The organism is Bradyrhizobium guangxiense (assembly GCF_004114915.1).
Lineage (GTDB): Bacteria > Pseudomonadota > Alphaproteobacteria > Rhizobiales > Xanthobacteraceae > Bradyrhizobium > Bradyrhizobium guangxiense.
Genome location: NZ_CP022219.1, coordinates 5,422,806 through 5,444,541, shown reverse-complemented (window position 1 = coordinate 5,444,541; position 21,736 = coordinate 5,422,806). Strand labels below are relative to the sequence as shown.

Here is a 21,736-nt window from a genome sequence, read left to right as displayed (position 1 = left end):
ATGAGCAAGACCGAACTGTTCGAAAAGGGCCTCAAGGTTCGCAAGGAGGTGCTGGGTGAGGATTACGTCAACAAGTCGATCGCCGGCGCCGACGAGTTCACGCGCACCATGGCGGAATGGTCCACCGAATTCTGCTGGGGCGCGCTGTGGACGCGGCCTGGCGTCGACCGTCGCACGCGCTCGATCGTCAATCTGGCGATGCTCGGCGCACTGAACCGCCCGCACGAGCTCAAGCTGCACGTGAAGGGCGCGTTGAAGAACGGGCTGACCAAGGAGGAGATCAAGGAGATCCTGCTCCAGGTCGCCGTCTATTGCGGCGTGCCCGCCGGCATCGACGCTTTCCGCAACGCACGCGAGGCTTTCAAAGAAGTCGACGCGGAGTCCTGAGCGCGCCCCATTTGGCTGGTGGAAGCGATGAGCGAGCCGGAATACGAGCTCTTTGCCATCCGCTACGCAACGCGGGATGCGCAGCGGAGCGAGCACTTCATCGGCGGCGACCCGCATGACGGGCCGATGCCGATGGACTATTTCATGTGGCTGGCGAGGGGAGGCGGGCGCGGCTTCATCATCGACACCGGCTTCAACGCCGCGGTCGCGAAGCAGCGCAGGCGGACGTTCCTGCGCTGCCCGGTTGAAACGCTTCGGGCCTTCGACATCGACCTCGCCGAGGTCAGGGATGTGATCCTCACGCATCTGCACTACGACCACGCCGGCAATTTCGACCGGTTTCCCAACGCGCGATTTCATCTGCAGGAGCGCGAACTCGCCTATGCCACCGGACGCTACATGCAATATCCGAGGCTGTCGCATTCCTTCGAGGTCGAGGATGTCTGTGGGATCGTGCGCCTCAACTATGCGCGCCGCGTCCTGTTCTACGATGGCGACGCCGAGATTGCGCCCGGGCTGACAGTCCATGCGGCCGGGGGGCATTCGGCCGGTCTTCAGTTCGTCCGGGTAAGGCCCCGCCGAGGCTTCGTTGTGCTCGCCTCCGACGTCAGTCATTTCTACGAGAACATGGCCAGCGAGCGCCCGTTCACGACCGCCTTTCATGTCGGCGACATGCTGGCAGGTTTCGACAAGCTGCGGGCAGCCGCGCCGGATGCGGATCACATCGTACCCGGTCATGATCCGCTCGTCATGAAGCTCTATCCGGCACCAAGCCCGGACCTCAGCGGTGTCGCGGTCCGGCTCGACGTCGCACCGTCCGGAACCGCTGCTCAGGGCATCCAGCGCGGCGCAGAAGGCCGCGAGTCCCAATGATCATTCAAAAGGGCATTCCGATCCGTCTCGTGCGCTCGATGGTGTCGGTTCCGGCACGGGCTGTCGTCGAGGAATCGACCAAGCAACCATATCCGCTCGCCGCGAATGTTCGGCGCGGTTCCTTCAAGCTCACGGCTGTGTCGCGTCTTTCAAGCGCATAGCTTCGGATCGAGTTGGGCAATCGATATCGCGCGAGACCCTCACCGGCTTCGAACGAGATCAATGACTTCGTGATCAGCTTGTCGATGACAAGCAGATCATCGAAGGGAGTCAGCAAGACCTGGCGAGCAGCCTCGCAGGCTGCATCGAGCGTAAAGGACTCCCTGTAAGCGGACAGATGGTGCAGCACTGCTTTCTCGTCTTCGTCAAGCAGGCTGTAGCTCCAGTCGATCGATGCAGCCATCGTCTGGTGACGCGGCAACGCCGTTCGGTGGCCTTGCCAGAACAGCCAGGTATTCGTCTCAAGGGAGCCCGCGATCTGCGAGAGGCCAAGCGTCGGCACGCGCGTTGCCGCCAAGTTGATGGCAAGTGCCAGTCCGTCCAGTCTGCGGCAGATCTTTGCAACGATCCGTGCGTCGGATTCAGTCAACTCAAGCTGATGTCCGCTCGCTGCGACCTTGTTGATGAACAGGCTGAGTGCTGGATGGGAAAACAGCCGCTCGGCCGGTTGTTCATCTTCGACCGGTGGACACTCAAGACCCGAAATCCTGTACACGTGCTCGCCGTCGGCCCGGAGTGTCTCCCTGCTCGTCGCAAGGACGCGTATCGCGGGGGCTTCACGTAGAATTTTTTCAATTAACGCCGCAACAGCATCGATCAAGTGCTCACAGCTATCGAAGATCAGCAGCATGCGTCGACCGCGTACAAATTCGAGCATGGCCGCATTTGGATCGCTCGACGGGGCGGTCAGTCCGAAGGAAGATGTCAGCGCGACCGGCAGAAGATGCGGCTCGGTGATCTTTGCAAGATCGAGAAAATGAATGTCGCCCTGGAAGGATGCAAGCTGGTCGTGAGCGACAGCAATGGCGGCTGTTGTCTTTCCGACGCCTCCCGGTCCGTGAACGGTGACGAATCGCGTCGTTCTCAGCAGGTCCGAGATCTTGCGCACGTCGTCGTCGCGGCCGACCATTCGGGCCAGCGGCAGCGGAAGCCGTTGTGCCTGGCCCCGCTCCGTGCCCCGCGCGAGCGCGGCAGCAGATTCGAAGTGGCCGGTGGTCGCGACAAGGCAATAACCGCGGCCGGCTACCGTCTTGATGTAGCACGCACCGCCAGTTCCGTCGCCCAGCGCCTTCCGCAGCCCGGCGACCTGCACCCTTAATCCGCCTTCTTCGATGTTGATGCCAGGCCAGACGCGGGCAATGAGCTCGTTCTTGCTGACGACCTCACCCTGTCGTTCCGCCAACAGGATCAGGATTTCGAGAGAGCGGTTGCCGATTGGGAGCGCGTTGCCGTCCTTGAGCAGGAGCCGCTGACGGGGAAAGAGCCGGTACGGACCAAAAGCGAAGAAGGCCTCTGCCGCGCTGCCTTGTGCCAGCGCATTCGCCTGGGTTGCCCGCGGCAACGCATCGGGATGGCCTACCGCCGAAACCTCCTGGGTTATGACGGTGTCCGTGGTCATGGCATGCCCTACATGGTCCGCTTGCCGAGGGCGGATTCGATACAACCGAGCAGATCGTCTCGTCCGAATGGCTTGGACAGGAAACAAACTCCGCCGGCGCGTAGGGCTCTGTCGCGAACGCGCTTGTCCGGGAAGGCCGTCACGAAAACGGTCGGAATCCTGAGGCCGGAGGCAATCAGTTTGCCGTGCAGTTCAAGTCCGCTCATACCGGGCATCTGGACATCCAGGATCAGACAGGACGTATCGGGCAGCTTGTCGGATTTCAGAAAGTCGTCGGCCGATTCAAACGTGATTGGCGTGTATCCGAACGATTCGACCATGCCGCCCATGGCGACCCGCACCGACTCGTCGTCGTCCACGATTGCGATCAAGGGTTCATCGTTCAAGATGCTCTCCTATCATCCCAGATTGACGGGAATCCGAAGGGGTAACCATTGGCGAAGGTGGCACTCTAGATGCCAAATTCGCTGCCCGAATTAACCAAGGAGTCGCGGCTACTATCGTTTCGTTTAGGTGCGTTGCCGCATTTCGCGGTTTTTGCTAGTAAAGGAGGCGATGTGAGGCAGGCGTCGAACGCCCTGAAATCGGAGAGCGTCACCTTGGCTCCGATCGCCTTCAAATGGTCAGCGCGGATCGATGAGCCAACCCGTTTCCAGACCTGACCGCGTCCTCCCCACGATCGGTATCATCGCTCTTGCGGTCGGCATTTTCGCCATCGACGTTAATACGCCGCTCGAAGTGTCGGTCAGCATCCTCTACGTGTTTGTCGTGCTTGTCGCCTCGTCCGTCTACGGCTGGACCGGCATCTTGGTCGCCGGGCTGGCTTGCGAGGCATTGACTCTGATCGCGCATCCGTTTTCGCCAGGCGATCCCTGGTCGCATTGGTCGCTGATCGACCGCGTCATCGGTGTTGTCGGCATTGCGATGTCGACCTTGCTGGTGATGCGCAACCGGTCCACGATGGACGCGCTTCAAAGGAGCGAATCCTTTCTCGCGGAAGCGCAGCAATTGGGCCGCACGGGCAGCGTCGGCTGGCGCGATCCTTGGGGCGAACAGTACTGGTCGCGGGAGACATGGCGCATCTATCGATATGAACCGGGCCAAACGGCGCCCACGCTCGCTGCCATGCTTGCGCGCACGCACCCGGACGACCGAAGGCTGCTTGAGCAGACCATCGAAAAGGCTTTCCGGGAGCAGACCGGCTTTGCACTTGAGCATCGGCTGTTGATGCCCGACGGTGAAATTCGCTATGTCCGGATTGTCACCCGCATGGCCAGGGAGTGGGCGGCCGAGGCGGGGATCGTCGGCGCAGTGATGGATATCACCGCTGCCAGGCTCGCTGCTGACGAGTTACAGCGCGCCCAGTCCGACCTAGCTCGCGTAACGCGGGCCACGACCATGGGGCAGCTCGCGGCATCGATCGCGCATGAGATCAATCAGCCGCTCACTGGAGTCGTCACCAACGGGCACACCGTGCTGCACTGGCTCAATGAGAGGACGCTGAATCTCGACAAGGCCCGCACGACGGCGGAACGCGTGTTGCGTGATGGTGAGCGCGCGAGCGGTGTCGTCCGGCGCATCCAGGGGCTGTTGATGAAGACGCCGCCCCAGGCCACCGACATCGATCTCAACGAGTTGATTGACGAGGTCCTCGATCTGCTGCAAACCGAACTGCGGCTGCGCGATGTGACGGTGCAGACCGAACTTGCGCCGGCGCTGCCAGCATTTCTCGGCGATTCCGTCCAGCTTCAGCAGGTCGTCCTCAATCTTGTCATCAATGGAGCTGACGCCATGTCGGACGTGACCGGCCGACCAAAGGTGCTGGTCGTCGGTTCGCGCGAAGGGGCCGACGGCGAGGGGGTGGTGTTCGTGCGTGACAGCGGTATTGGTCTCGACCGGGAGACGATGGACAAGATCTTCAGCCCCTTCTTCACGACGAAGGCCAAGGGGATGGGAATGGGATTGACGATCTGCCGCACGATCATCGAAGCGCATGGTGGACGGCTATGGGCTTCGCCCGCGGAACCACATGGCGCGCTATTCCAGTTCATCCTGCCGAACAAGGCGCACGCCGACCTATGAACGAGGAATCCCCTATCGTCGCGGTCATTGATGACGACGTGTCGGTGCGTGAATCCATCGAGGGACTGCTCGAGACGGCGGCGCTTCGCGTCGAGTTGTATGCCTCGCCGCGCGAATATCTGCAGGCCAGGCGCAAGGACAATCCGAGCTGCATCATTCTTGACGTCCGCCTGCCCGGTTCGAGCGGACTGGATTTTCAGCGCGAGATGACCGCGGCCGGCATCCGGGCGCCGATTATCTTCATTACGGGCTATGCCGACGTCCATATGTCCGTTCAGGCCATGAAGGCGGGCGCGGTCGAGTTTCTCACCAAACCCTATCGCGACCAGGATCTGCTGGAAGCGGTGCTGTCAGCCATCGACAAGGACCGCGAGCGTCGAGCGAACGACCGCACTCTGACCGATATCAAGCAGCGCTTCGAAGCGCTGACATCCCGAGAACGTCAGGTGATGGCGCTGACGATCTCTGGCCTGCAAACCAAGCAGATCGCAGGCGCTGCCGGCATACGCGAGGTCACGGTACGGGTGCATCGGCGGGAAATCATGCGGAAGATGAATGCGCGATCGCTGGCCGATCTTGTGAAGATGGGGGAGGCACTCCGCAGCAGGGGTGTCACGCTTGACCCTCATGCGCCGCCCGATGACTGACGCCATCCAGCTTGCGCACGGAAGCGATCCGGGCAGCCTTGTGCTGCGGAGACCGCCGCCCTCCTCGAACGGCTTGCCGCCAGGCCGCCTGATGGCGGTCGTCGCGATGGCCGCCCTCCAGCAGCCAGGTCAACCACGACGAGGTGACCCAGGGCGAGGTATAGGGGGGCGATGAGATATCCGGGCGGTTTCCAACCCCGTCCAATCCGTCGCCATGCTCCCGCCAACCTGCTGGAAAATCGGCGTTTTCGTGCCAATTTGGACCTGATAGGGCTTCGCCTTCTCCGCTACCAAATCGATCTCACCTTCGCTCCGATGTCAGGCTCTCGTGCCAAGCAGCACGGCGCACATTGCGCGTCGGGCGTCGCGGGTGACGAGGAACTCTCGCGCAGGATTGAGGCTTGAATCCGCGGGCCGGCCTCGCCGCCGATTGCTGGCCTGCACGGCCTGCCTCCAAGCCTCCATACCCCCCCTGGGCGGGCCGTGCTTTAGGAGAGGAGACGCAATTGTCCGAGCCGACCGAGCAAGAGATCAGGGAATGCGCACACCGCCTGTGGGAGCAGGCCGGCAAGCCCGAAGGCCGCGAGGAGGAATTCTGGCACGCGGCCGAGCAGGAGCTTCGCAACGCTGACAAGTCCAACACGCTGCGCACGCCGGATACGCTGTGACCGGGAAGCTGTGCCCATTCTGCCGGGGTCTCGGATGGGTCTGCGAAAACCATCCGCTCCGGGCCTGGAGCGAGAAACTCGGCGGCTGCCGCTGCGGCGAGGGCATGCCCTGCACCTGCAACACCACGGAGGATCCCGAAATCCGCGTGGTGATCGTCGAGGCCGACACGACCTGGCACTGAAAGCAGCGGCCCCTCGACTCGCAGTCGTCGTCGGTAGGATGCATAGAGCGAAGCGAAACCTTCGCCCATCCTGCGCGCTTCTCATCCGCCGCGCCGTAGCCGAGGGAACGGACCATCCCGCAAGGAATTCAGTGTCTGAACAGCATGGGCTCTGACCACAACCCTTTCCCACGGCAGCATCAGAGGTGGACGAACAGAAGAAGCTAGAGCACCAGATCGAACTCGCCACGCGAGCGGCCGCGCTCGTCAGGGACGAAACCACCGGCCATCGCTTCCGCAGCTTCGCCGGGGAGCTGAGGCGAAAGCTCCGCCGCATGATGCGCCGCGGCCAGGTGCGCGCCCGTGCCTACGAGCTCTGGGAGCAGGCCGGCCGTCCCGGCAATCGCGAGCTGGAGTTCTGGCTGGAAGCCGAGCGGCAGATCGAGGAAGAGCGCGAGGAGAAGAAGGGCGGGGGCGGTTCGTAGGCGCTGCCGCTTGATTGAGGCAGACACAGTCCAACCTCGTCATGCCCGGGCTTGTCCCGGCCATCCACGTCTCTTGTGCTGCGCGGCAACAAAGAAAACAGCCGCCGGGCTCTTCACCCAGGCGGCCTCGAAAAGTCCGGGGCTGTCGATCGTCGCCGCAGCCTCACGCGTACCGCCGTTACCTTGTTTGCGGCCATGCAGGGTGACTGTAGGGGAGGGCGCGTGATTCTGCTGTGATCTGAAGCACACAGTGGAAAAGTGATGGGAGCTGGGAAGGTTCTGCGAGTGAGCTAAGTCTCGCGCTTCGCTGAGTCGGGGCCCATCCATCCGCACGGTGCCGTTCCGCTGCTAGGTCCCGGCTCTGCGCTGCAACGCTTCACGCGTTGTCGCTTGTCCGGGACACACGAGAGCCCCCTCAGGTCCGATACCACGCCGCCAGATTCCACGTGATGGTGTCCCAGCCTGAGATGTCGATCATCAGATTGTTGGCGCCGGCGTTGACGATGTGGCGCGAGAGCAGCGGCAGGAAGACGTTGGCCCCGCAGAAGATCTCGTCCACCTTCATCAGCAGCGCGGCGCGCTTGACCGGGTCGAGCTCGTTCTGCGCGGCCTTGTAGGCCTTGTCGGCTTCGGGATCGGAATAGCGCGAATTGTTACGGCCGAGCCATTTGTTGTCTTTGGTGGCGATCTCCCAGGACACGCACTGGTTCAAGAGGCGCTCTGGATCTGGTTGCGGCTGCGTCGTGTTGTACATCTCCATGTCGGCGTAGAATTTCGAATAGGTGTCGGGGTTGCCGACGTCGGAGGAGAAGAACACCGAGGCGGTGACCGCCTTGATCTCGATATCGATGCCGGCCTTCTCGCAGGCCTGCTTGATGATGGCCTGGGTTTTCTGGCGCGGGGCGTTGGTCGAGGTCTGAAACACATATTTGAGCTTCTTGCCGTCCTTCTCGCGAATGCCGTCCGCGCCTTTCTTCCAGCCGGCCTCGTCGAGGATCTTGTTGGCCTTGTCGATGTCGAACGCGTATTTCAGGTTGGGCGACTTGAACTGCTTGGGCGCGTTGACGAAGCTCGCGGTGGCGATGGCGCCGCGTCCGTAGATGAACTTCTGGATCGAATCGCGGTCGATCAAGAGGTTGATCGCGCGGCGCACGGCGGGGTCGGACAGCGTCGGGTGCTTGGTCTTGACGCTGGATCGCTCGCCGTCGACCTCGGTCCAGGGGTCGGTCGTGTTGAGGATGATGAACTCGACATTGCCTGACGGCGTGATGTCGAGCTTGCCCTTGCCGCCCGCCTCCATCCGCTTGAGCACCTCCTCCTCCACCTGCATGTTCCAGGCAAAGTCGTATTCACCGGTCTGCAGCACCGCGCGCGCCGCAGATACGGCATCGCCGCCGCCCTTGATCTCGAGCGTGTCGAAATGCGGCTGGTTCTTGATGTGATAGTCGGGATTGCGCTCGGCGCGGATCATGTCGCCCGGCTTGAACTCGAGGAATTTGTACGGACCGGTGCCGACCGGCTTCAGATTGCCCGGAGCTTCGCGCGACTTGGCGCCGACATAGTCGCCGAAATGATGTTTCGGCAGGATCTGGCCGACTGAGCCGACGAACGGATCGGCCCAGAACGGCGTCGGCGCCTTGAAGATCACCTTGACGGCGTAGTCGTCGATCTTCTCGACCTTGATGTCCTTGTAGGAGCCGGTGGTGTAGGCCGCGGTGGCGAGGTCGGCGGCATACTGCCAGGTGAAGACGACGTCGTCGGCGGTGAAGGGCTTGCCGTCATGCCATTTGACGTCCCGCTTCAGCTTCCAGATCACGCTCATGCCGTCGGCGGAAAGGCCGCCATTTGCCTTGGTCGGGGCCTCGGCGGCAAGGCAGGGGATGAGATTGCCCTCCTTGTCCCAGCCGGCGAGCGGCTCGAAGAAGACGCGCGAGGCGATCTGGTCCTTGGTGCCGAGCGCGAAATGCGGATTGAGCAGGGTGGGCCCCTGCCACAGCAGCATCTTGAGCGTGCCGCCGCCGCCGGCCTTGGTCGGCTTGTACGGCAAGGTGGCGTCCGCCATCGCCACGTCATTCCAGACCAGGATCTGGCTCGCGATCGGGGCCGTGATCCCGAGCGCGGCCACCTTCCGGATGAACGAGCGCCGCGACAGCGTGCCTTGCTTGACCTGTCCGACCAGCGTGCGGATTTCGTTCTCGTTCATCAGATGACCCTCCACCTCGGCGACACATCGTCCCAGGCGGTCATCATGTTGCATCGTGGCCGAGGCGGCAATGCCGGCAATGCCGCCCTGCGACGAAATGACGACCCGCAGAGCCCGTGCGGATTACGACCAGGATCGCCGCCTGAGAGATCTAGGCGGCGTCGCGGTCGCCGCGCGAATTCGTTTCACGTTTGCCAGCGAACGGAGAAAGCGAGCCCGCGACGGGCGGGCAATATGGATTTCCATTTCATTGATTTCGCCTCGCGGAGAAGCGAATACGGTTCCAATCATTTTCGCCGTGCCACGGAGTCCAAGATGTCGTTTCGCCTCCCCCTGATCCTGTCCGCCGCCCTCGCCCTGGGGGCGGCCTCGGCCTCGGCCGAAACCATCAAGATCGGTGTGACGCCGGGGCCGCATGCGCAGATCCTGGAGGCGGTGAAACCGATCGCCGCCAAGCAGGGCCTCGACATCCAGCTCCTCGAATTCTCCGACTACGTCGTGCCGAACGCCGCGCTCGATGCCGGCGAGATCCAGGCCAATTCGTTCCAGAACCAGCCTTACCTGGACAACCAGAAGGCCGACCGTGGCTACAAGATCGAGGCCGTCGGCCTCACCGTGAACTTCCCGATCGGCGTGTACTCGAAGAAGCACAAGGCCTTCGCCGACCTTCCCGAGGGCGGCAAGGTCTCGATCCCGAACGATCCGACCAATGGCGGCCGCGTGCTGCTGCTGCTGCGCGACAAGGGCGTGATCAAGCTGAAGGAGGGCACCGGCTTCAAGCCGACGGTGCTCGACATCACCGAGAATCCCAAGAAGCTGAAGTTCATCGAGGTTGACGCGGCGCAGGCGCCGCGCGCACTCGACGATGTCGACGCCGCCGCGATCAACACCAATTACGCAACCCAGGCGGGCCTCGATCCGGTCAAGGACCCGATCCTGCGCGAGGACCCCAAGGGCCCCTACGTCAACCTGATCGCGGTGCGCACCGCCGACAAGGACAAGCCCTGGGTCAAGGTCCTCGTCGACAGCTACCACACGCCGGAGGTCAGGGAGTTCGTCCTGACCAAGTTCAAGGGCGCGGTGCTGCCGAGCTGGTAGGCAGTCTGCCCAGTCAAAGCCCACGCAGGGGCGATCCCGGCGGCAGCCTTGCGCAGGAATCTCGCGCAGGAATCTTGCGTACGAGCCTTGCGCAATGCCCGCTTGTCTGGAGCAGCAGTAACCGACATCATCGGCGGCCTGGCCATCCCAGTCCGACAGGGGTCGTATGAAACGCTTTGCAAATCTGAAACGCCTGGGGTTCTTCACGCGGCTTCTCGACGAGGCCCCGGCCGCCGAGCGATATCGCTTCGCGGCCGAGCAGATCGTGCGCGCCGAAGAGGCCGGCCTCGATTCCGCGTGGATCGCGCAGCATCATTTCCACGAGCGCGAAGGCGGCCTGCCGTCGCCCTTCACGTTCCTCGGCTACGTCGCAGCCCAGACCTCGCGCATCCGCCTCGGCACCGGCATCGTCACGCTGCCGCTGGAGAACGCGGTGCGGGTCGCTGAGGACGCCGCGGTGCTCGATCTCCTCTGCAGCGGCCGTTTCGAGCTCGGCGTCGGCACCGGCGGCAATCCGTCGGCCTTCGCCGCCTTCGGCCTCGACAGCGCCCAGCGCAACGAGATCTTTGCCCGAAATCTGGACGTCGTCCGCACGGCGCTGGTCGGCAAGCCGCTCGCCGGCGGTGACACGATCTATCCGCAAAGGCCGCAACTGGACAAGCGCATCTGGCAGGCGACGTTCTCGGTCGCCGGCGGGGCGCGTGCGGGCAAGGCAGGCGACGGCCTCTTGCTGTCGCGGACCCAACCGCGGACCAAGGAGGCGCCGAAGGCCACCCTCGCCGAGATCCAGAACCCGGTCATCGATGCCTATCTGGAAGCGCTGCCAAAAGGGGCCGAACCTCGCATCATGGCCTCGCGCAGCGTCTTCGTCGCCGACGACCATGCCGAAGCTCTGCGCTTCGCCGATATTGGGCTGCGGCGCGCGCTGCCGCAATTCCTCAAGGGCGGCCACGCCAAGCCGGGCGAGACCCTGGAGGAGATGATCACGGCGTTCGACACCCATGTCGGCGACGCCGACCACGTCATCGCCTCGCTGCGCAGCGACGCGACGCTGGAGCGGGTGACGGATCTCGTCTTCCAGGTGCATTCGGTCGACGCGGCGCATCCCCATGTTCTGCGCTCGATCGAGCTGGTCGCGGACAAGGTCGCGCCGGCGCTGGGCTGGACCCGGACGGCGGCCGACGTCGCGCTGGCGGTCTAGTTGGAATGAATGCACGAGGCAGAATGATGAGCACGCAGGATATCATCGATACACTCGCCGGGATCGAGCCGGGGTCGGCCTTGGATGCCATCCGCGCGCGCCGCCAGCAGGCGCGCGAGAATGCGCAGAAGAGCTCCCTCTCGCTGTTCGAGCCGATCGACGCGAGCGATTGCTCGCTTGTAGAGCGCGCTGCAGTTGCGGCCTTCGTGACCGGGCTCCATGGCGAATCGCCCGTTGCCGCCTTCTATCGCGAGAAGCTCTTCGCAAATCCGGCTGGGGGGAGCCTGCTGGAGGTGATCGAGGCGGAGATCGCACGGGGCAGGACCTCGGGTCCGTATGGCTCGTATCCTGCCGGTCCGTTGTCGATCGAAAACACCGCCGGTCTGATCTACCGGGTGAGTGCGGCGAGCAAGCCGGCACTTGGCGCCAGGCTCGCAGCAGCGCTCGAACACGCGCATCTCCTGGTGTTTCGGCCCCGCGATGCGGCAGCGGGCGACATGAAGGCGCTGCTCGAAGCCGGCTGGTCGACCACCGGCATCGTCACCTTCTCCCAGCTCGTCGCATTCCTGTCGTTCCAGCTACGCGTCGTCAGCGGCTTTCGCACGCTCGCAGCCGTGAACGCATAAGAGGAGGCCGCAATCATGAGCGCCGCCGTCAATCCGCCCGTCGCCTTCACCCAGGACGAGCTCGGCTGGGTCTCCTGGATCGATCCGCTGCCCGAGGCCGAGCTGACCGAGCGGCATTACGCCGGTCTCGTCGACCGCGCCCGTGCCAAGTCGGAATATTTCCGCCTTCTGGTGCGCGATCCCGAAGTGCTGGAAGCCCGCACCAAGACCGATAAGGACATCTTCTACAATGTCGTCGACGGCCTGCCGCGCGCCGAGCGTGAGCTCGCCGCCGCCGCGACCTCGCGTTACAACGGCTGCATCTATTGCGCCTCCGTGCATGCGCGCTTTGCCAGCACCTATTCCAAGCGCCGCGACGATGTGCAGCGGCTGCTCGACGAAGGCGTCAAGGCCGATCTCGGTGCGCGCTGGAATGCGGTGGTCAAAGCCTCGGTCGCGCTGGCCGCGACGCCGATCGCGTTCGGTCCCGACAACATCGCGGAGCTGCGCCGCGCCGGTCTCGACGATGCCGAGATCGTCGACGTCATCAATGGTGCGTCCTTCTTCAACTGGGCGAACCGGCTGATGCTGTCGCTTGGCGAACCCTCGAAATAGGGAACCGGCATGGAAATTGCTGCTTGTATCAACTAAAGTGGATGGAGCCGTGCATGAGCAACATCGATCGTCGAAGCCTGGTCAAGGGCTCGCTGGCCGCCATGATGGCGGGCGCCGCCTTCTCGCGCGCCGCCTTGGCGCAATCGTCCGAACCGATCCTGCTCGGCGTCAGCGGCCCCCTCACGGGGCCGAACGCGCAATATGGCACGCAGTGGAAGCAGGGCTTCGACCTCGCACTCGATGAGATCATGGCGGCCGGCGGCATCAACGGCCGCAAGCTCGCTTACCAGTTCGAGGACAGCCAGAGCGATCCGCGCCAGTCGGTGGCGATCGCCCAGAAGTTCGTCTCCGATCCCCGCATCGTCATGGAGCTCGGCGACTTCTCGAGCCCGGCCTCGATGGCGGCTTCGCCGATCTATCAGCGCGGTGGCCTCGTGCAGTTCGGCTTCACCAACTCGCACCCTGACTTCACCAAGGGCGGCGACTTCATGTGGAGCACCTCCGTCAGCCAGGCCGACGAGCAGCCGCTGCTGGCGGCCTATGCGGTGAAGCGCCTCGGCCTCAAGAAGCTCGCCGTGCTGCACCTCAACACCGATTGGGGCCGCACCAGCCGCGACTATTTCGTCAAGGCGGCGAAGGAATACGGCGCCGAAATCGCGGTGACGGAGGGCTACATCGCGGAGGAGCGTGACTTCCGCTCGACGCTGGTCCGGGTGCGCGACGCCAGTCCCGACGGGCTGATTCTGATCTCCTATTATTCCGACGGTGCGCTGATCGCGCGTCAGGCCCGCCAGGTTGGCCTGAAGCAGGTGATGTGCGCCGCGAGCTCGGTCTATTCGCCGAAATTCATCGAGCTCGGCGGCGAGGCGGTCGAGGACGTTCATCTCGGCACGCGCTATTTCCCTCAGGATCCCAGGCCCGAGGTGAAGAAGTTCATCGCCGGCTTCAAGGCCAAGTATGGCGGGCAGGAGCCCGACGCCTTCAATGCCTATTCTTATGATGCGATGAACATGGCCGCTGCCGTGGTGAAAATCGGCGGTACCGACCGCCGCGCGATCCGCGACGCCTTCGCGAAAGTGAAGGACGTCTCCAGCGTCATCTTCGGCCAGGCGACGTTCGACGTCGAGAGCCGCCGCGTCAAGGGCGCCATGAACGCCGAGCTCGTCGTCCGCAAGGGCCAGTTCGCGCTCTGGGACGGCAAGCCGACCTGACCTGACGGCCGGAGCGACCGCTCCGGCCGTTTTCCTTTGCACGCGGGGACCAATTTTTGTCTTCCTGGCTCGACTACACGATCAACGGGCTGATCGTTGGCAATGTCTACGCCCTCGTTGCGGTCGGGCTTGCGCTGATCTTCGGCGTCAGCCGGCTGATCAACTTCGCGCAAGGCTCGATCTATCTGGTCGGCGCCTATATCGGCTGGGGTGCGGTGGTGCAGCTGCATACGCCGCTGCCGCTCACCATCATCATGGTGGCCGCGGCCGCCGCACTGGTCGGGCTGATCATCGAGCGGTTCGGCCTGCGGCCACTGCAGAACTCGGTGCGGATCGCGCCGCTGCTCGCGACCATCGGCATCAGCTTCGTGCTCGACCAGCTGGTCATGCTGACCTTCTCGCCCAATCCGCGCGCGCTGCCGAGCCAGCTGCCGGACGTCCGCTTCCAGGTCGGAGGCGGCACGATCGGCCCGCTCGATCTCTTGATCGCCGGCGTCGGCATCACCAGCGCGCTGCTGCTGTTCGTGTTCCTGCGCTACAGCAAGCTCGGCTGGGCGGTGCGCGCGGCTTCGCAGGACCGCGACGCCGCGATGCAGATGGGCGTCGACGTCAATCGCGTCAACCAGGCCGTGTTCGGCATCGCAGCTGCGCTCGGCGGCGTCTCCGGCATGCTGGTCGGCATGTACTACAACCAGATCGACACCGCGATGAGCCTGCAGGCGACGCTCAAGGGCGTGGTCGCCGAAGTGGTCGGGGGCGCCGGCAATGTGCCGGGCGCTGTGATCGGCAGCCTGCTGCTCGGACTGGTCGAGAGCTACGGCGTCGCGGTGTTCGGCACCAGCTACCGCAATCTGTTCGCGTTCCTGCTGCTCGTCGTCGTGCTCGTGCTGCGGCCGAACGGGTTGTTCGCCAGCGCGCGGCAGGCCCCGCCCGAGCCGCTCACCGGCACGTTCATCGCGCCGAGCCGCCCGGTGCGCATTCCGCGCTGGGCCCTGGCTGCGGCGGCCGCGATCTTCGCCATCCTGCCGTTGTTCCCGGTGTCGTTCTACGTGCTGCAGACCCTGATCAATGCCTGGCTGCTCGGCATGCTCGCGCTCAGCCTGACGCTGGTCGCCGGCACGATGGGGCAGGTTTCGCTCGGACACGCCGCGCTACTTGCGATCGGCGCCTATACATCGGCGCTGCTGTCGTTGACCCTCAACGTTCCGGTCGGCCTTGCCGTGATCGGTGGCGGCCTGATGAGCGCTGCGCTCGGCACGCTCTTGATCTCGCCCTCCTTCCGTCTGCGCGGGCATTATGTGTCGATCGCGACCCTTGCCATCGGCGAGATCGTCTCGCTGGTGATCCTGAACTGGGAAAGCGTCACGCGCGGGCCGATCGGCATCTCCGGCATCCCGCCGCTGTCGCTGTTCGGCTACGATTTGGTCAGCCCAACCTCGATCTACTGGTTCAGCCTTGCGGTGATGCTCGTGCTGGCGCTGCTGCAGGGGCGGCTGCTCACCTCGCATCTCGGCCGCAGCTTCCGCGCCATCCGCGACGACGACATCGCCGCGCGCGCCTATGGCCTCAGCCTGAACCGCTACAAATCGCTGGCCTTCATCTTCGGCGGGTTCGCAGCCGGCGTCAGCGGCGGCATCGCCGCGCACCTCTATTCCTACATCAACCACGAAACCTTCAACACGCAGCAATCGATCCTGGCGCTGACCGTCGTCATCCTCGGCGGCCTCGGCAATGTCGTCGGCGCAATTCTCGGATCGGTGGCGCTGGTCGGGCTGCCCGAGGTCTTCAGGATCGCGGCGGAGTACCGCATCCTGATCTACGGCATCGTGCTCCTGCTGCTCGTGCGGTTCAGGCCGCAGGGCCTGCTGGGGACGATCTGATGGCGGAGCATCACGCACGCATGCTGTCCCTGCGCGGCCTGACGCGCCATTTCGGCGGCCTCACCGCCGTCGACGCCATCGATCTCGATCTCGCCAAGGGCGAGCTCGTCAGCATCATCGGCCCCAACGGCGCCGGCAAGACGACGCTGTTCAATCTTGTCACCGGGCTCGATCGGCCAGACGCGGGGACAGTTCACTTCGAAGGCCAGGACATTACCGGACTGTCGCCGGAACGGCTCGCAGGCGAGGGCATTGCGCGCACGTTCCAGCTCGGCCGCGTCTTCGGCAATCTCAGCGTGATGGACAACGTCCTGATCGGGGCGCACACGCGGCTGCGCGCCGTGAAGCCGGCCGTGCCGGTGATCGGTCCGCTGCTGGAATTGGGCCTGGCGCTGCTGCGCCCCTCCAGCGTCAAGGCCGAGGAGGAGCAGCTGCGCGAGGAGGTGAAGGCCATCCTCGCCCGTTTCGGCGAGCGGCTGCTGCCGCGGATCGACCAGCCCGCCTATAGCCTGTCCTATGCCAATCGCCGCCGCGTCGAGATCGCACGCGCGCTCGCACTGAAGCCGCGCCTTCTGCTGCTGGACGAGCCGACCGCCGGCATGAACCCGACCGAGACCGCGGAGATGCAGGGGCTCGTCGCCGAGCTCAAGGCGGAAGGTCTCACCATCCTCCTGATCGAGCACAAGCTGGAGATGGTGATGCGCCTGTCCGATCGCGTCATCGTCATGGACGAAGGCAGGAAGATCGCGGAAGGGCCGGGCGACGAGGTGCGGAGCGATCCCAAGGTGATCGAGGCCTATCTCGGCCACGGGCTGTCAGCGACGTCTGAGCAGGAGAGCGCGGCATGACCAATCCAGCTCCCGAGCCGCTGCTGGCGCTGTCCAACGTCAACACCTTCTACGGCCAGGCGCAGGTGCATTTCGACCTGTCGATCACGGTCGGACGCGGCCACATCGTCTGCCTGCTCGGCGGCAATGCCAGCGGCAAGTCGACCACGATGAAGATCATCCTTGGCCTGGTGAAGCCGCGCTCGGGCGAGGTGGCCTTCGACGGCGCCTCGCTGATCGGTCTGTCCACGCCGCAGATCGTCCGCCGCGGCATCGCCTCGGTGCCGGAGGCGCGGCGGCTGTTCGCCGACATGAGCGTGCGCGAGAACATCCTGATGGGCGCCTTCGTGCGCAACGACCGCGAGGCGATCGGCCAGGATCTGGACAAGATGCTCACCCTGTTCCCCAAGCTCGGCCAGCGGCTGTCGCAGCGGGCCGGCTCGCTCTCCGGCGGCGAGCAGCAGATGGTGGCGATGGCGCGGGCGCTGATGAGCCGTCCCCGAATGATCGTGATGGACGAGCCGACCATGGGCTTGTCGCCGCTCTATGTCGACCGTGTACTGGAGCTGATCAGGACCATCAACCAGGAGGGCGTCTCCGTCTTCATGGTCGAGCAGAACGCCAGCCTCGCGCTCGAGATCGCGCACGAGGCCTATGTGTTGCAGACCGGCAGGATCGTGCTGTCAGGCCCGGCGCGGGCGTTGAAAGACGACCCGCGCATCCGCGACGCCTATCTCGGCGGCTCCGAGGCCGCCTGACGCTCAGGCCGACGCCGCTCGCGCGACCTGCTCCGTCGGCAAGTCGTCGCCATTGGGATCGCCTGGCGCAGTCGCCCAGGCCAGCTCGACCAGCGTCACGATCCTGCGTCCGCCACCATCGAGCTGGACGACGATCAGGCCCTGCTCCTCCATGTAGCCGAGCAGCCGCTGCGCCCGGCGCAGCGAATGCGAGCCATAGGCGCGCGCGATCGCGGCATCGCCGGGACACGGCCAGCCTTCCTTGGCCGCACGCGCGATCATCATGAACACGCCCTGCATGTCGTCGGGCAGGATCGAGGCGCGCAGCGCCACATCCTGCCAGGCGTCGTCTTCCGTAAGATCGGTGCCGAGACCGGCGCGCGCATGCGTCAGCATGCGGCGAAACTCGTTGAGATCGGGCACAGCCGAGCCGAGGCCCTCGATGCGGCAGCGGACCGCGAACTCCTGATAGAGCACGCCGATCGCGCGGAAGCCCGCGTCGGGCTCGGCGAGCACGGCGCGCAGCGTGCGGTCGACGCGCTCGCGCCGCTCCGCAAGCTCCTCGGCACTGACTGCCACCTCGACCACCTCGGGTCGGGTCTCCGGAGTGGCGGCCGCCTTCGCGGCGCGAAGCTGCTCCAGCAGATCCGGCGCCGGCCGCCGCTGCGGCCGGCTGGCGTCGGGCGGCGGCGCGGCCAGGATCACGGCGCGCATGTCTTCCGTGGTCGCTTCCGGCAGCGGCATCAGGCGCGGCGTCGAGTTGCGCGGGCTCGTTTCGGTCGGGCCGATGTTCAGGCGCAGCGGACGGCGCGACAGCGCCGGCCCCAGCGCCATGAATTGTCCGCGCTCGAGGTCGCGAAAGGCCTCGGCCTGCCGCCGTTCCATGCCGAGCAGATCGGCGGCGCGCGCCATGTCGATGTCGAGGAAGGTCCGGCCCATCAGGAAGTTGGAGGCTTCCGCCGCGACGTTCTTGGCGAGCTTGGCCAGACGTTGCGTCGCGATGATGCCGGCCAGCCCGCGCTTGCGGCCGCGGCACATCAGGTTGGTCATGGCGCCGAGCGAGAGCTTGCGCGCTTCGTCCGAGACCTCGCCGGCCACCGCCGGCGCGAACAGCTGCGCCTCGTCGACGATCACGAGCATCGGATACCAATGGTCGCGGTCGACGTCGAACATCCCGCCGAGAAACGCCGCGGCACGGCGCATCTGGTTCTCGGCATCTAAGCCTTCGAGATTGAGCACCGTGGAGACGCGGTGCAGCCGCGCCCGCTCGCCGGCGACCTGCAGGCCGCGCTCGGTGTGATCCTCGGCCGCGATCACGAGATGACCGAAGCGCTCGGCCAGCGTGACGAAATCGCCTTCGGGGTCGATGATGGCCTGCTGCACCCAGGGCGCGCTCTGCTCCAGTAGCCGCCGCAGCAAATGCGATTTGCCGGAGCCCGAATTGCCCTGCACGAGGAGGCGGGTCGCCAGCAGTTCCTCGAGGTCCATGGCGGCCGCGGCGCCTGCCGTGGTCTGCCCCATCTCGATCGCAATCGTCATGTCCTCGACTCAAGTCCCCGTCTTCGCGGACAGGGGCTTATCAATCCCGTCGCGGCGCGTCGAGCCGCACAGGGCGAATCGTGCCGCGTTGCCCACGGCGGCGTTCAGGCGTGATTCGATTGCCGTAGAAGTGCGGGACGGTAGGGCGGCTGCGGATCGTCGTCCTCGTTCTCCGGGATGGCGCAGGAGCCGAATTCCTGCCTGATCCGCTCCATCTCGGCGATGCGTTCGTGCAGTCGCTGCAAATGTTCCGGCGAGTTCGCCCGCCAGAACCGGAACGTGTCGGCCGTGAGCGGCACGAATGCCGTGCCGAACAGCGTCGGCTCGGGAACGACGGTGCGTCCGAGCAGCAGGAAGCGGTCGGCGCCGGAGACAACCAAGGTGGCATAGCCCCGGTTTCCGATCCGCTTGATCCCGTTCAGCGACCATTCGACGAGCTTGCTGAAATACGGCTCCTCGCGCCAGCGATCGGGGCAATGGTCGTCGACCGTGACGTTCACGGCGTCCTGGCTGAAATGCACGATGATGCCCGACTTGGCGGGAAACCATTCGTCGTCGAGATGCCCTTGCAGCCATGCGCAAACGAAGGAACGGCACATTTGCGGGCGGCGATCGTAGATGGTGCACCCGGTGCCCGTCTGCCAATGCTTGCAGAGCTGGTTCACCGGCTTGTCGACCGCGGCCACCTCGAGAACGTCGCAGCAGGCGTTGCACGATCCACATTGCCGGGCCAGCGGCGCCGTCTTCGGCACGCTGGTCGCACGAAAGCCCTGGCCGTCGCGGACCAGCAGCTTCTGCTTCTCCAGCGTGTTCAATGCGCGCTCGACCTTGAGACGAGACAATCCGGTCGCGTCGATGACGCTCTTCATGGTTGTCGCGCCGGCCTCCACCGCGCGAACGACCTGCAACGTCGACTGATCCATCTTCGATGACTTGTTCTTTTTCTTTCGCCCATCGTCCGGCTATCGCCGGCAGAGCTGGAACCTGCCGCCCGGAACCGGCACCCGGAGTATCTGCCGAGCCATCCCGGCAGCCTCCGTTACGTAAAGCCAGACCTCGCATGGATGCAACGTTTTCGCAAATCGGCGAGTACGGCGATGGCCCGGCTTGGGCCGGATGCGGCGATTCCGGGCGCTGGGCACCGGATTTGATGACGAAGATCAAACCAGGCTGGCCGTGACGCCCGTCGCCTCGGGCATCCCGACCTGGTCACGCGCGCCGGCGCGGTCACGCTGGGTTGCCGGGACCGGCCTGATCTGGCGTCAATCCTTCCTGGCGGCTTGAAGCGCCACGCCTTGCTCGAAATCGGCGCGCGCTACTGCGCGCCCGATCCGCCCTGCACGATCTTCTCGTTCAGCTTCTGGTCCACGGTGTCGACCGTGCGGTCGATCTCGGAATTGGGCGTGCCGAGCTGGTGCGAGATCAGCTTCACCAGCAGGTCGACGCGCTCGATGAAGGGCGCGCCGCTCGCGACCGCGCGCGCAGCCGATGACGGCTTGAGCAGGCTCTCGGCGGCCTTGGCGTATTTCGCGAACGGCACCTGATCCTGCGGATCGGCGCCGAGCTTGCGGGCGATCGCGTCGACATGGTCGTAGATCGTTTGCGAGCGCTTGAGGTCGCCGTGCACGGCGTCGCGGATCGACTGCGGCTCGTGGGGGGGGATGCAGCGGTAGTTGCCGGTCAGCAGCATCGACCATTTCGCCAGCGGCACGAACAGGGAGTCGAACACTTTCAGCTTCACCGGCACGTCGTGGCCGTCGAGCGTCACCGCGTCGATGTCGGCCTCCAGCTCGCGCAGCAGCTTGTTGTGCTTCTCGTCGGCGAAGACCGACGCCTTGAAGTTGGTGGGCAGGCCGACATGCAGCACGTTCGCGGCTTCTTCCGGCGGACGGAACGCCTGCGGATCGGGCGAGCACAGCGTCACCAGCCCCGGCTCGAACCGCTCCCACACCTGGGCATTGGTGTAGGCCTCCTCCAGATCCATGTCGGCGAGCGCGGGAATCCGCTTCAGATAGGGCAGCGGCGGCATGTTCATGATCGACAGGCACGGCAGCTTCGCCGCGGCGATCTTGATCATGAGCACGCGCACCGTGTGGTTGGTGTATTGCGGCTCCTGCATTGCAAGGCCGACCAGATCGTAGCGGGAGAGATCGACATTGGCCGGGGTCACCGCGTCGAGCTTGCCGGGCAGGTTGCGCGAGAAGATCGCCCGGTGCACCGCCTCGTCACGCAGCTTGATGCGCACCTCGGTACCTTCGCGGTTGATCAGCTCGGCGGTCTTGGCGCGGCAGACCAGGGTGACGTTGTGCCCCGCCATCAGCAGCTTCGTGCCCAGCAGGGAGCCGTAAGAAGCCCCGAGAATCAATATGTTGCGCGCCATGCTCCGTCCCTTTGACAATTTGTGCGATTTTTGAGCCCCGGCCGTCATCCGCGGGCGAGTTGCCGGCATGTAAAGCGAACTGCGCGGGTCTGGCAACTGGGATAATGCATACAAGGCCGCGCCGGGCCCCTCTATCGTCCGGATGGAGGAGGCGAAATCCAACCACCATTTCGCCTACCGGCGAGAACGCCGGCCTGGACCGCGCTCGATCCGGCCACGGGCGCTCGTCTGTCGGCGATGCGTCAAAGCGTTCGCGGTCTCGGCACCGCTCGCTCGATCCGGTACGGCTTCACTGAACCTGGCTTCACCGAATTCCGATCTGTCGGATGCTCCGTTCGGCGAGGCGCGATTATACGTCGCCACACTCGCGCGGATGACCGGCGCGTTGATCCGTTCGCTGTCATCTCCTTGTCACGCCGCCGGCTGGCGTCGATGACGCGGCGATCCGCCGCATCGCTCACCATATCGTGGTTTCACAATGACGGCACACACAGGCATGTCTGTTCTGTCGGCAAAGTG

At 64.7% G+C, this 21,736-nt stretch carries 21 protein-coding genes; 15 read left to right on the top strand and 6 right to left on the bottom strand.

Features of this window, described 5'->3' with window-relative positions; translation table 11 throughout:
• Both X268_RS26045 and X268_RS26040 read left to right on the top strand, forming a co-directional pair.
• Positions 1 to 387, top strand: coding sequence for a carboxymuconolactone decarboxylase family protein (locus tag X268_RS26045; protein ID WP_025037872.1), 387 nt, complete (start codon positions 1 to 3; stop codon positions 385 to 387).
• A gap of 27 nt (positions 388 to 414) precedes the next feature.
• Positions 415 to 1,260 (top strand): N-acyl homoserine lactonase family protein, encoded by an 846-nt coding sequence (locus tag X268_RS26040; protein ID WP_128927580.1) that lies wholly within the window; start codon positions 415 to 417, stop codon positions 1,258 to 1,260.
• A 4-nt stretch (positions 1,261 to 1,264) separates the two neighbouring features.
• Here the strand turns inward: X268_RS26040 and X268_RS26035 are convergent, their stop codons facing one another.
• The gene (locus X268_RS26035; RefSeq protein ID WP_128927579.1) at positions 1,265 to 2,878 is read right to left on the bottom strand and encodes an ATP-binding protein; all 1,614 of its coding nucleotides are present in this window, start codon (positions 2,876 to 2,878) and stop codon (positions 1,265 to 1,267) included.
• Positions 2,879 to 2,886: 8 nt separating this feature from the next.
• Positions 2,887 to 3,267, bottom strand: a complete 381-nt coding sequence (locus X268_RS26030; RefSeq protein ID WP_128927578.1) for a response regulator transcription factor — start codon at positions 3,265 to 3,267, stop codon at positions 2,887 to 2,889.
• Positions 3,268 to 3,514: 247 nt separating this feature from the next.
• Between X268_RS26030 and X268_RS26025 the strand changes: the two genes are divergently transcribed.
• From X268_RS26025 to X268_RS26005, 5 genes are all read left to right on the top strand, one after another.
• Complete coding sequence (locus X268_RS26025; protein WP_128927577.1) at positions 3,515 to 4,960, top strand: sensor histidine kinase; 1,446 nt, start codon at positions 3,515 to 3,517, stop codon at positions 4,958 to 4,960.
• Positions 4,957 to 5,607 carry a response regulator transcription factor gene (locus X268_RS26020; protein WP_128927576.1) on the top strand — a complete coding sequence of 217 codons (651 nt, stop codon included), beginning with the start codon at positions 4,957 to 4,959 and terminating at the stop codon, positions 5,605 to 5,607. The genes X268_RS26025 and X268_RS26020 overlap by 4 nt, the downstream gene beginning before the upstream one ends.
• Before the next feature lie 506 nt (positions 5,608 to 6,113).
• A complete protein-coding gene (locus tag X268_RS26015) occupies positions 6,114 to 6,275 on the top strand; it encodes a DUF2934 domain-containing protein (protein ID WP_128927575.1) in 162 nt (53 codons plus the stop codon).
• Positions 6,272 to 6,457: a hypothetical protein gene (locus X268_RS26010; RefSeq protein WP_128927574.1), complete on the top strand. Its 186-nt coding sequence runs from the start codon at positions 6,272 to 6,274 to the stop codon at positions 6,455 to 6,457. Before X268_RS26015 ends, X268_RS26010 begins: the two co-directional genes overlap by 4 nt.
• Before the next feature lie 185 nt (positions 6,458 to 6,642).
• A complete protein-coding gene (locus X268_RS26005) occupies positions 6,643 to 6,921 on the top strand; it encodes a DUF2934 domain-containing protein (protein WP_128927573.1) in 279 nt (92 codons plus the stop codon).
• 415 nt (positions 6,922 to 7,336) lie between these two features.
• Here the strand turns inward: X268_RS26005 and X268_RS26000 are convergent, their stop codons facing one another.
• Entirely contained in the window at positions 7,337 to 9,124 is a 1,788-nt protein-coding gene (locus tag X268_RS26000; RefSeq protein WP_128927572.1) for a peptide ABC transporter substrate-binding protein, read from the bottom strand.
• Positions 9,125 to 9,439: 315 nt separating this feature from the next.
• On the opposite strand from X268_RS26000, the gene X268_RS25995 reads away from it, so the two are divergent.
• The 8 genes from X268_RS25995 to X268_RS25960 all read left to right on the top strand — a co-directional run bounded on the left by X268_RS25995 (position 9,440) and on the right by X268_RS25960 (position 17,319).
• Positions 9,440 to 10,222, top strand: coding sequence for a MetQ/NlpA family ABC transporter substrate-binding protein (locus X268_RS25995; protein WP_128927571.1), 783 nt, complete (start codon positions 9,440 to 9,442; stop codon positions 10,220 to 10,222).
• A 166-nt stretch (positions 10,223 to 10,388) separates the two neighbouring features.
• Positions 10,389 to 11,423, top strand: coding sequence for a putative FMN-dependent luciferase-like monooxygenase (locus X268_RS25990; protein ID WP_128927570.1), 1,035 nt, complete (start codon positions 10,389 to 10,391; stop codon positions 11,421 to 11,423).
• Between the two features lie 26 nt (positions 11,424 to 11,449).
• The gene (locus X268_RS25985; protein ID WP_164937947.1) at positions 11,450 to 12,049 is read left to right on the top strand and encodes a CMD domain protein; all 600 of its coding nucleotides are present in this window, start codon (positions 11,450 to 11,452) and stop codon (positions 12,047 to 12,049) included.
• A 15-nt stretch (positions 12,050 to 12,064) separates the two neighbouring features.
• Positions 12,065 to 12,643, top strand: a complete 579-nt coding sequence (locus tag X268_RS25980) for an alkylhydroperoxidase domain protein (protein ID WP_128927568.1) — start codon at positions 12,065 to 12,067, stop codon at positions 12,641 to 12,643.
• Between the two features lie 53 nt (positions 12,644 to 12,696).
• Positions 12,697 to 13,854, top strand: a complete 1,158-nt coding sequence (locus tag X268_RS25975; RefSeq protein WP_128927567.1) for an ABC transporter substrate-binding protein — start codon at positions 12,697 to 12,699, stop codon at positions 13,852 to 13,854.
• Between the two features lie 56 nt (positions 13,855 to 13,910).
• The gene (locus X268_RS25970) at positions 13,911 to 15,734 is read left to right on the top strand and encodes an ABC transporter permease (protein ID WP_128927566.1); all 1,824 of its coding nucleotides are present in this window, start codon (positions 13,911 to 13,913) and stop codon (positions 15,732 to 15,734) included.
• Entirely contained in the window at positions 15,734 to 16,582 is an 849-nt protein-coding gene (locus X268_RS25965) for an ABC transporter ATP-binding protein (RefSeq protein WP_164937946.1), read from the top strand. Before X268_RS25970 ends, X268_RS25965 begins: the two co-directional genes overlap by 1 nt.
• Entirely contained in the window at positions 16,579 to 17,319 is a 741-nt protein-coding gene (locus tag X268_RS25960) for an ABC transporter ATP-binding protein (RefSeq protein WP_128927564.1), read from the top strand. The genes X268_RS25965 and X268_RS25960 overlap by 4 nt, the downstream gene beginning before the upstream one ends.
• 3 nt (positions 17,320 to 17,322) lie before the next feature.
• On the opposite strand, the gene X268_RS25955 is transcribed toward X268_RS25960, so the two are convergent.
• From X268_RS25955 to X268_RS39650, 3 genes are all read right to left on the bottom strand, one after another.
• Positions 17,323 to 18,837 carry a helicase HerA domain-containing protein gene (locus X268_RS25955; protein ID WP_128927563.1) on the bottom strand — a complete coding sequence of 505 codons (1,515 nt, stop codon included), beginning with the start codon at positions 18,835 to 18,837 and terminating at the stop codon, positions 17,323 to 17,325.
• A gap of 104 nt (positions 18,838 to 18,941) precedes the next feature.
• A complete protein-coding gene (locus X268_RS25950) occupies positions 18,942 to 19,760 on the bottom strand; it encodes a YkgJ family cysteine cluster protein (RefSeq protein WP_128927562.1) in 819 nt (272 codons plus the stop codon).
• Positions 19,761 to 20,152: 392 nt separating this feature from the next.
• The gene (locus tag X268_RS39650) at positions 20,153 to 21,217 is read right to left on the bottom strand and encodes a ketopantoate reductase family protein (RefSeq protein ID WP_164937945.1); all 1,065 of its coding nucleotides are present in this window, start codon (positions 21,215 to 21,217) and stop codon (positions 20,153 to 20,155) included.
• Positions 21,218 to 21,736: the final 519 nt, after the last annotated feature.

Bases quoted from the DNA above. Each gene is read 5' to 3' on its own strand.
- X268_RS26045 (WP_025037872.1), top strand. From the start codon at position 1: ATGAGCAAGACCGAACTGTTCGAAAAGGGCCTCAAGGTTCGCAAGGAG.
- X268_RS26040 (WP_128927580.1), top strand. From the start codon at position 415: ATGAGCGAGCCGGAATACGAGCTCTTTGCCATCCGCTACGCAACGCGG.
- X268_RS26035 (WP_128927579.1), bottom strand. From the start codon at position 2,878: ATGACCACGGACACCGTCATAACCCAGGAGGTTTCGGCGGTAGGCCAT.
- X268_RS26025 (WP_128927577.1), top strand. From the start codon at position 3,515: ATGAGCCAACCCGTTTCCAGACCTGACCGCGTCCTCCCCACGATCGGT.
- X268_RS26020 (WP_128927576.1), top strand. From the start codon at position 4,957: ATGAACGAGGAATCCCCTATCGTCGCGGTCATTGATGACGACGTGTCG.
- X268_RS26000 (WP_128927572.1), bottom strand. From the start codon at position 9,124: ATGAACGAGAACGAAATCCGCACGCTGGTCGGACAGGTCAAGCAAGGC.
- X268_RS25995 (WP_128927571.1), top strand. From the start codon at position 9,440: ATGTCGTTTCGCCTCCCCCTGATCCTGTCCGCCGCCCTCGCCCTGGGG.
- X268_RS25990 (WP_128927570.1), top strand. From the start codon at position 10,389: ATGAAACGCTTTGCAAATCTGAAACGCCTGGGGTTCTTCACGCGGCTT.
- X268_RS25985 (WP_164937947.1), top strand. From the start codon at position 11,450: ATGAGCACGCAGGATATCATCGATACACTCGCCGGGATCGAGCCGGGG.
- X268_RS25980 (WP_128927568.1), top strand. From the start codon at position 12,065: ATGAGCGCCGCCGTCAATCCGCCCGTCGCCTTCACCCAGGACGAGCTC.
- X268_RS25975 (WP_128927567.1), top strand. From the start codon at position 12,697: ATGAGCAACATCGATCGTCGAAGCCTGGTCAAGGGCTCGCTGGCCGCC.
- X268_RS25965 (WP_164937946.1), top strand. From the start codon at position 15,734: ATGGCGGAGCATCACGCACGCATGCTGTCCCTGCGCGGCCTGACGCGC.
- X268_RS25960 (WP_128927564.1), top strand. From the start codon at position 16,579: ATGACCAATCCAGCTCCCGAGCCGCTGCTGGCGCTGTCCAACGTCAAC.
- X268_RS25955 (WP_128927563.1), bottom strand. From the start codon at position 18,837: ATGACGATTGCGATCGAGATGGGGCAGACCACGGCAGGCGCCGCGGCC.
- X268_RS25950 (WP_128927562.1), bottom strand. From the start codon at position 19,760: ATGGATCAGTCGACGTTGCAGGTCGTTCGCGCGGTGGAGGCCGGCGCG.
- X268_RS39650 (WP_164937945.1), bottom strand. From the start codon at position 21,217: ATGGCGCGCAACATATTGATTCTCGGGGCTTCTTACGGCTCCCTGCTG.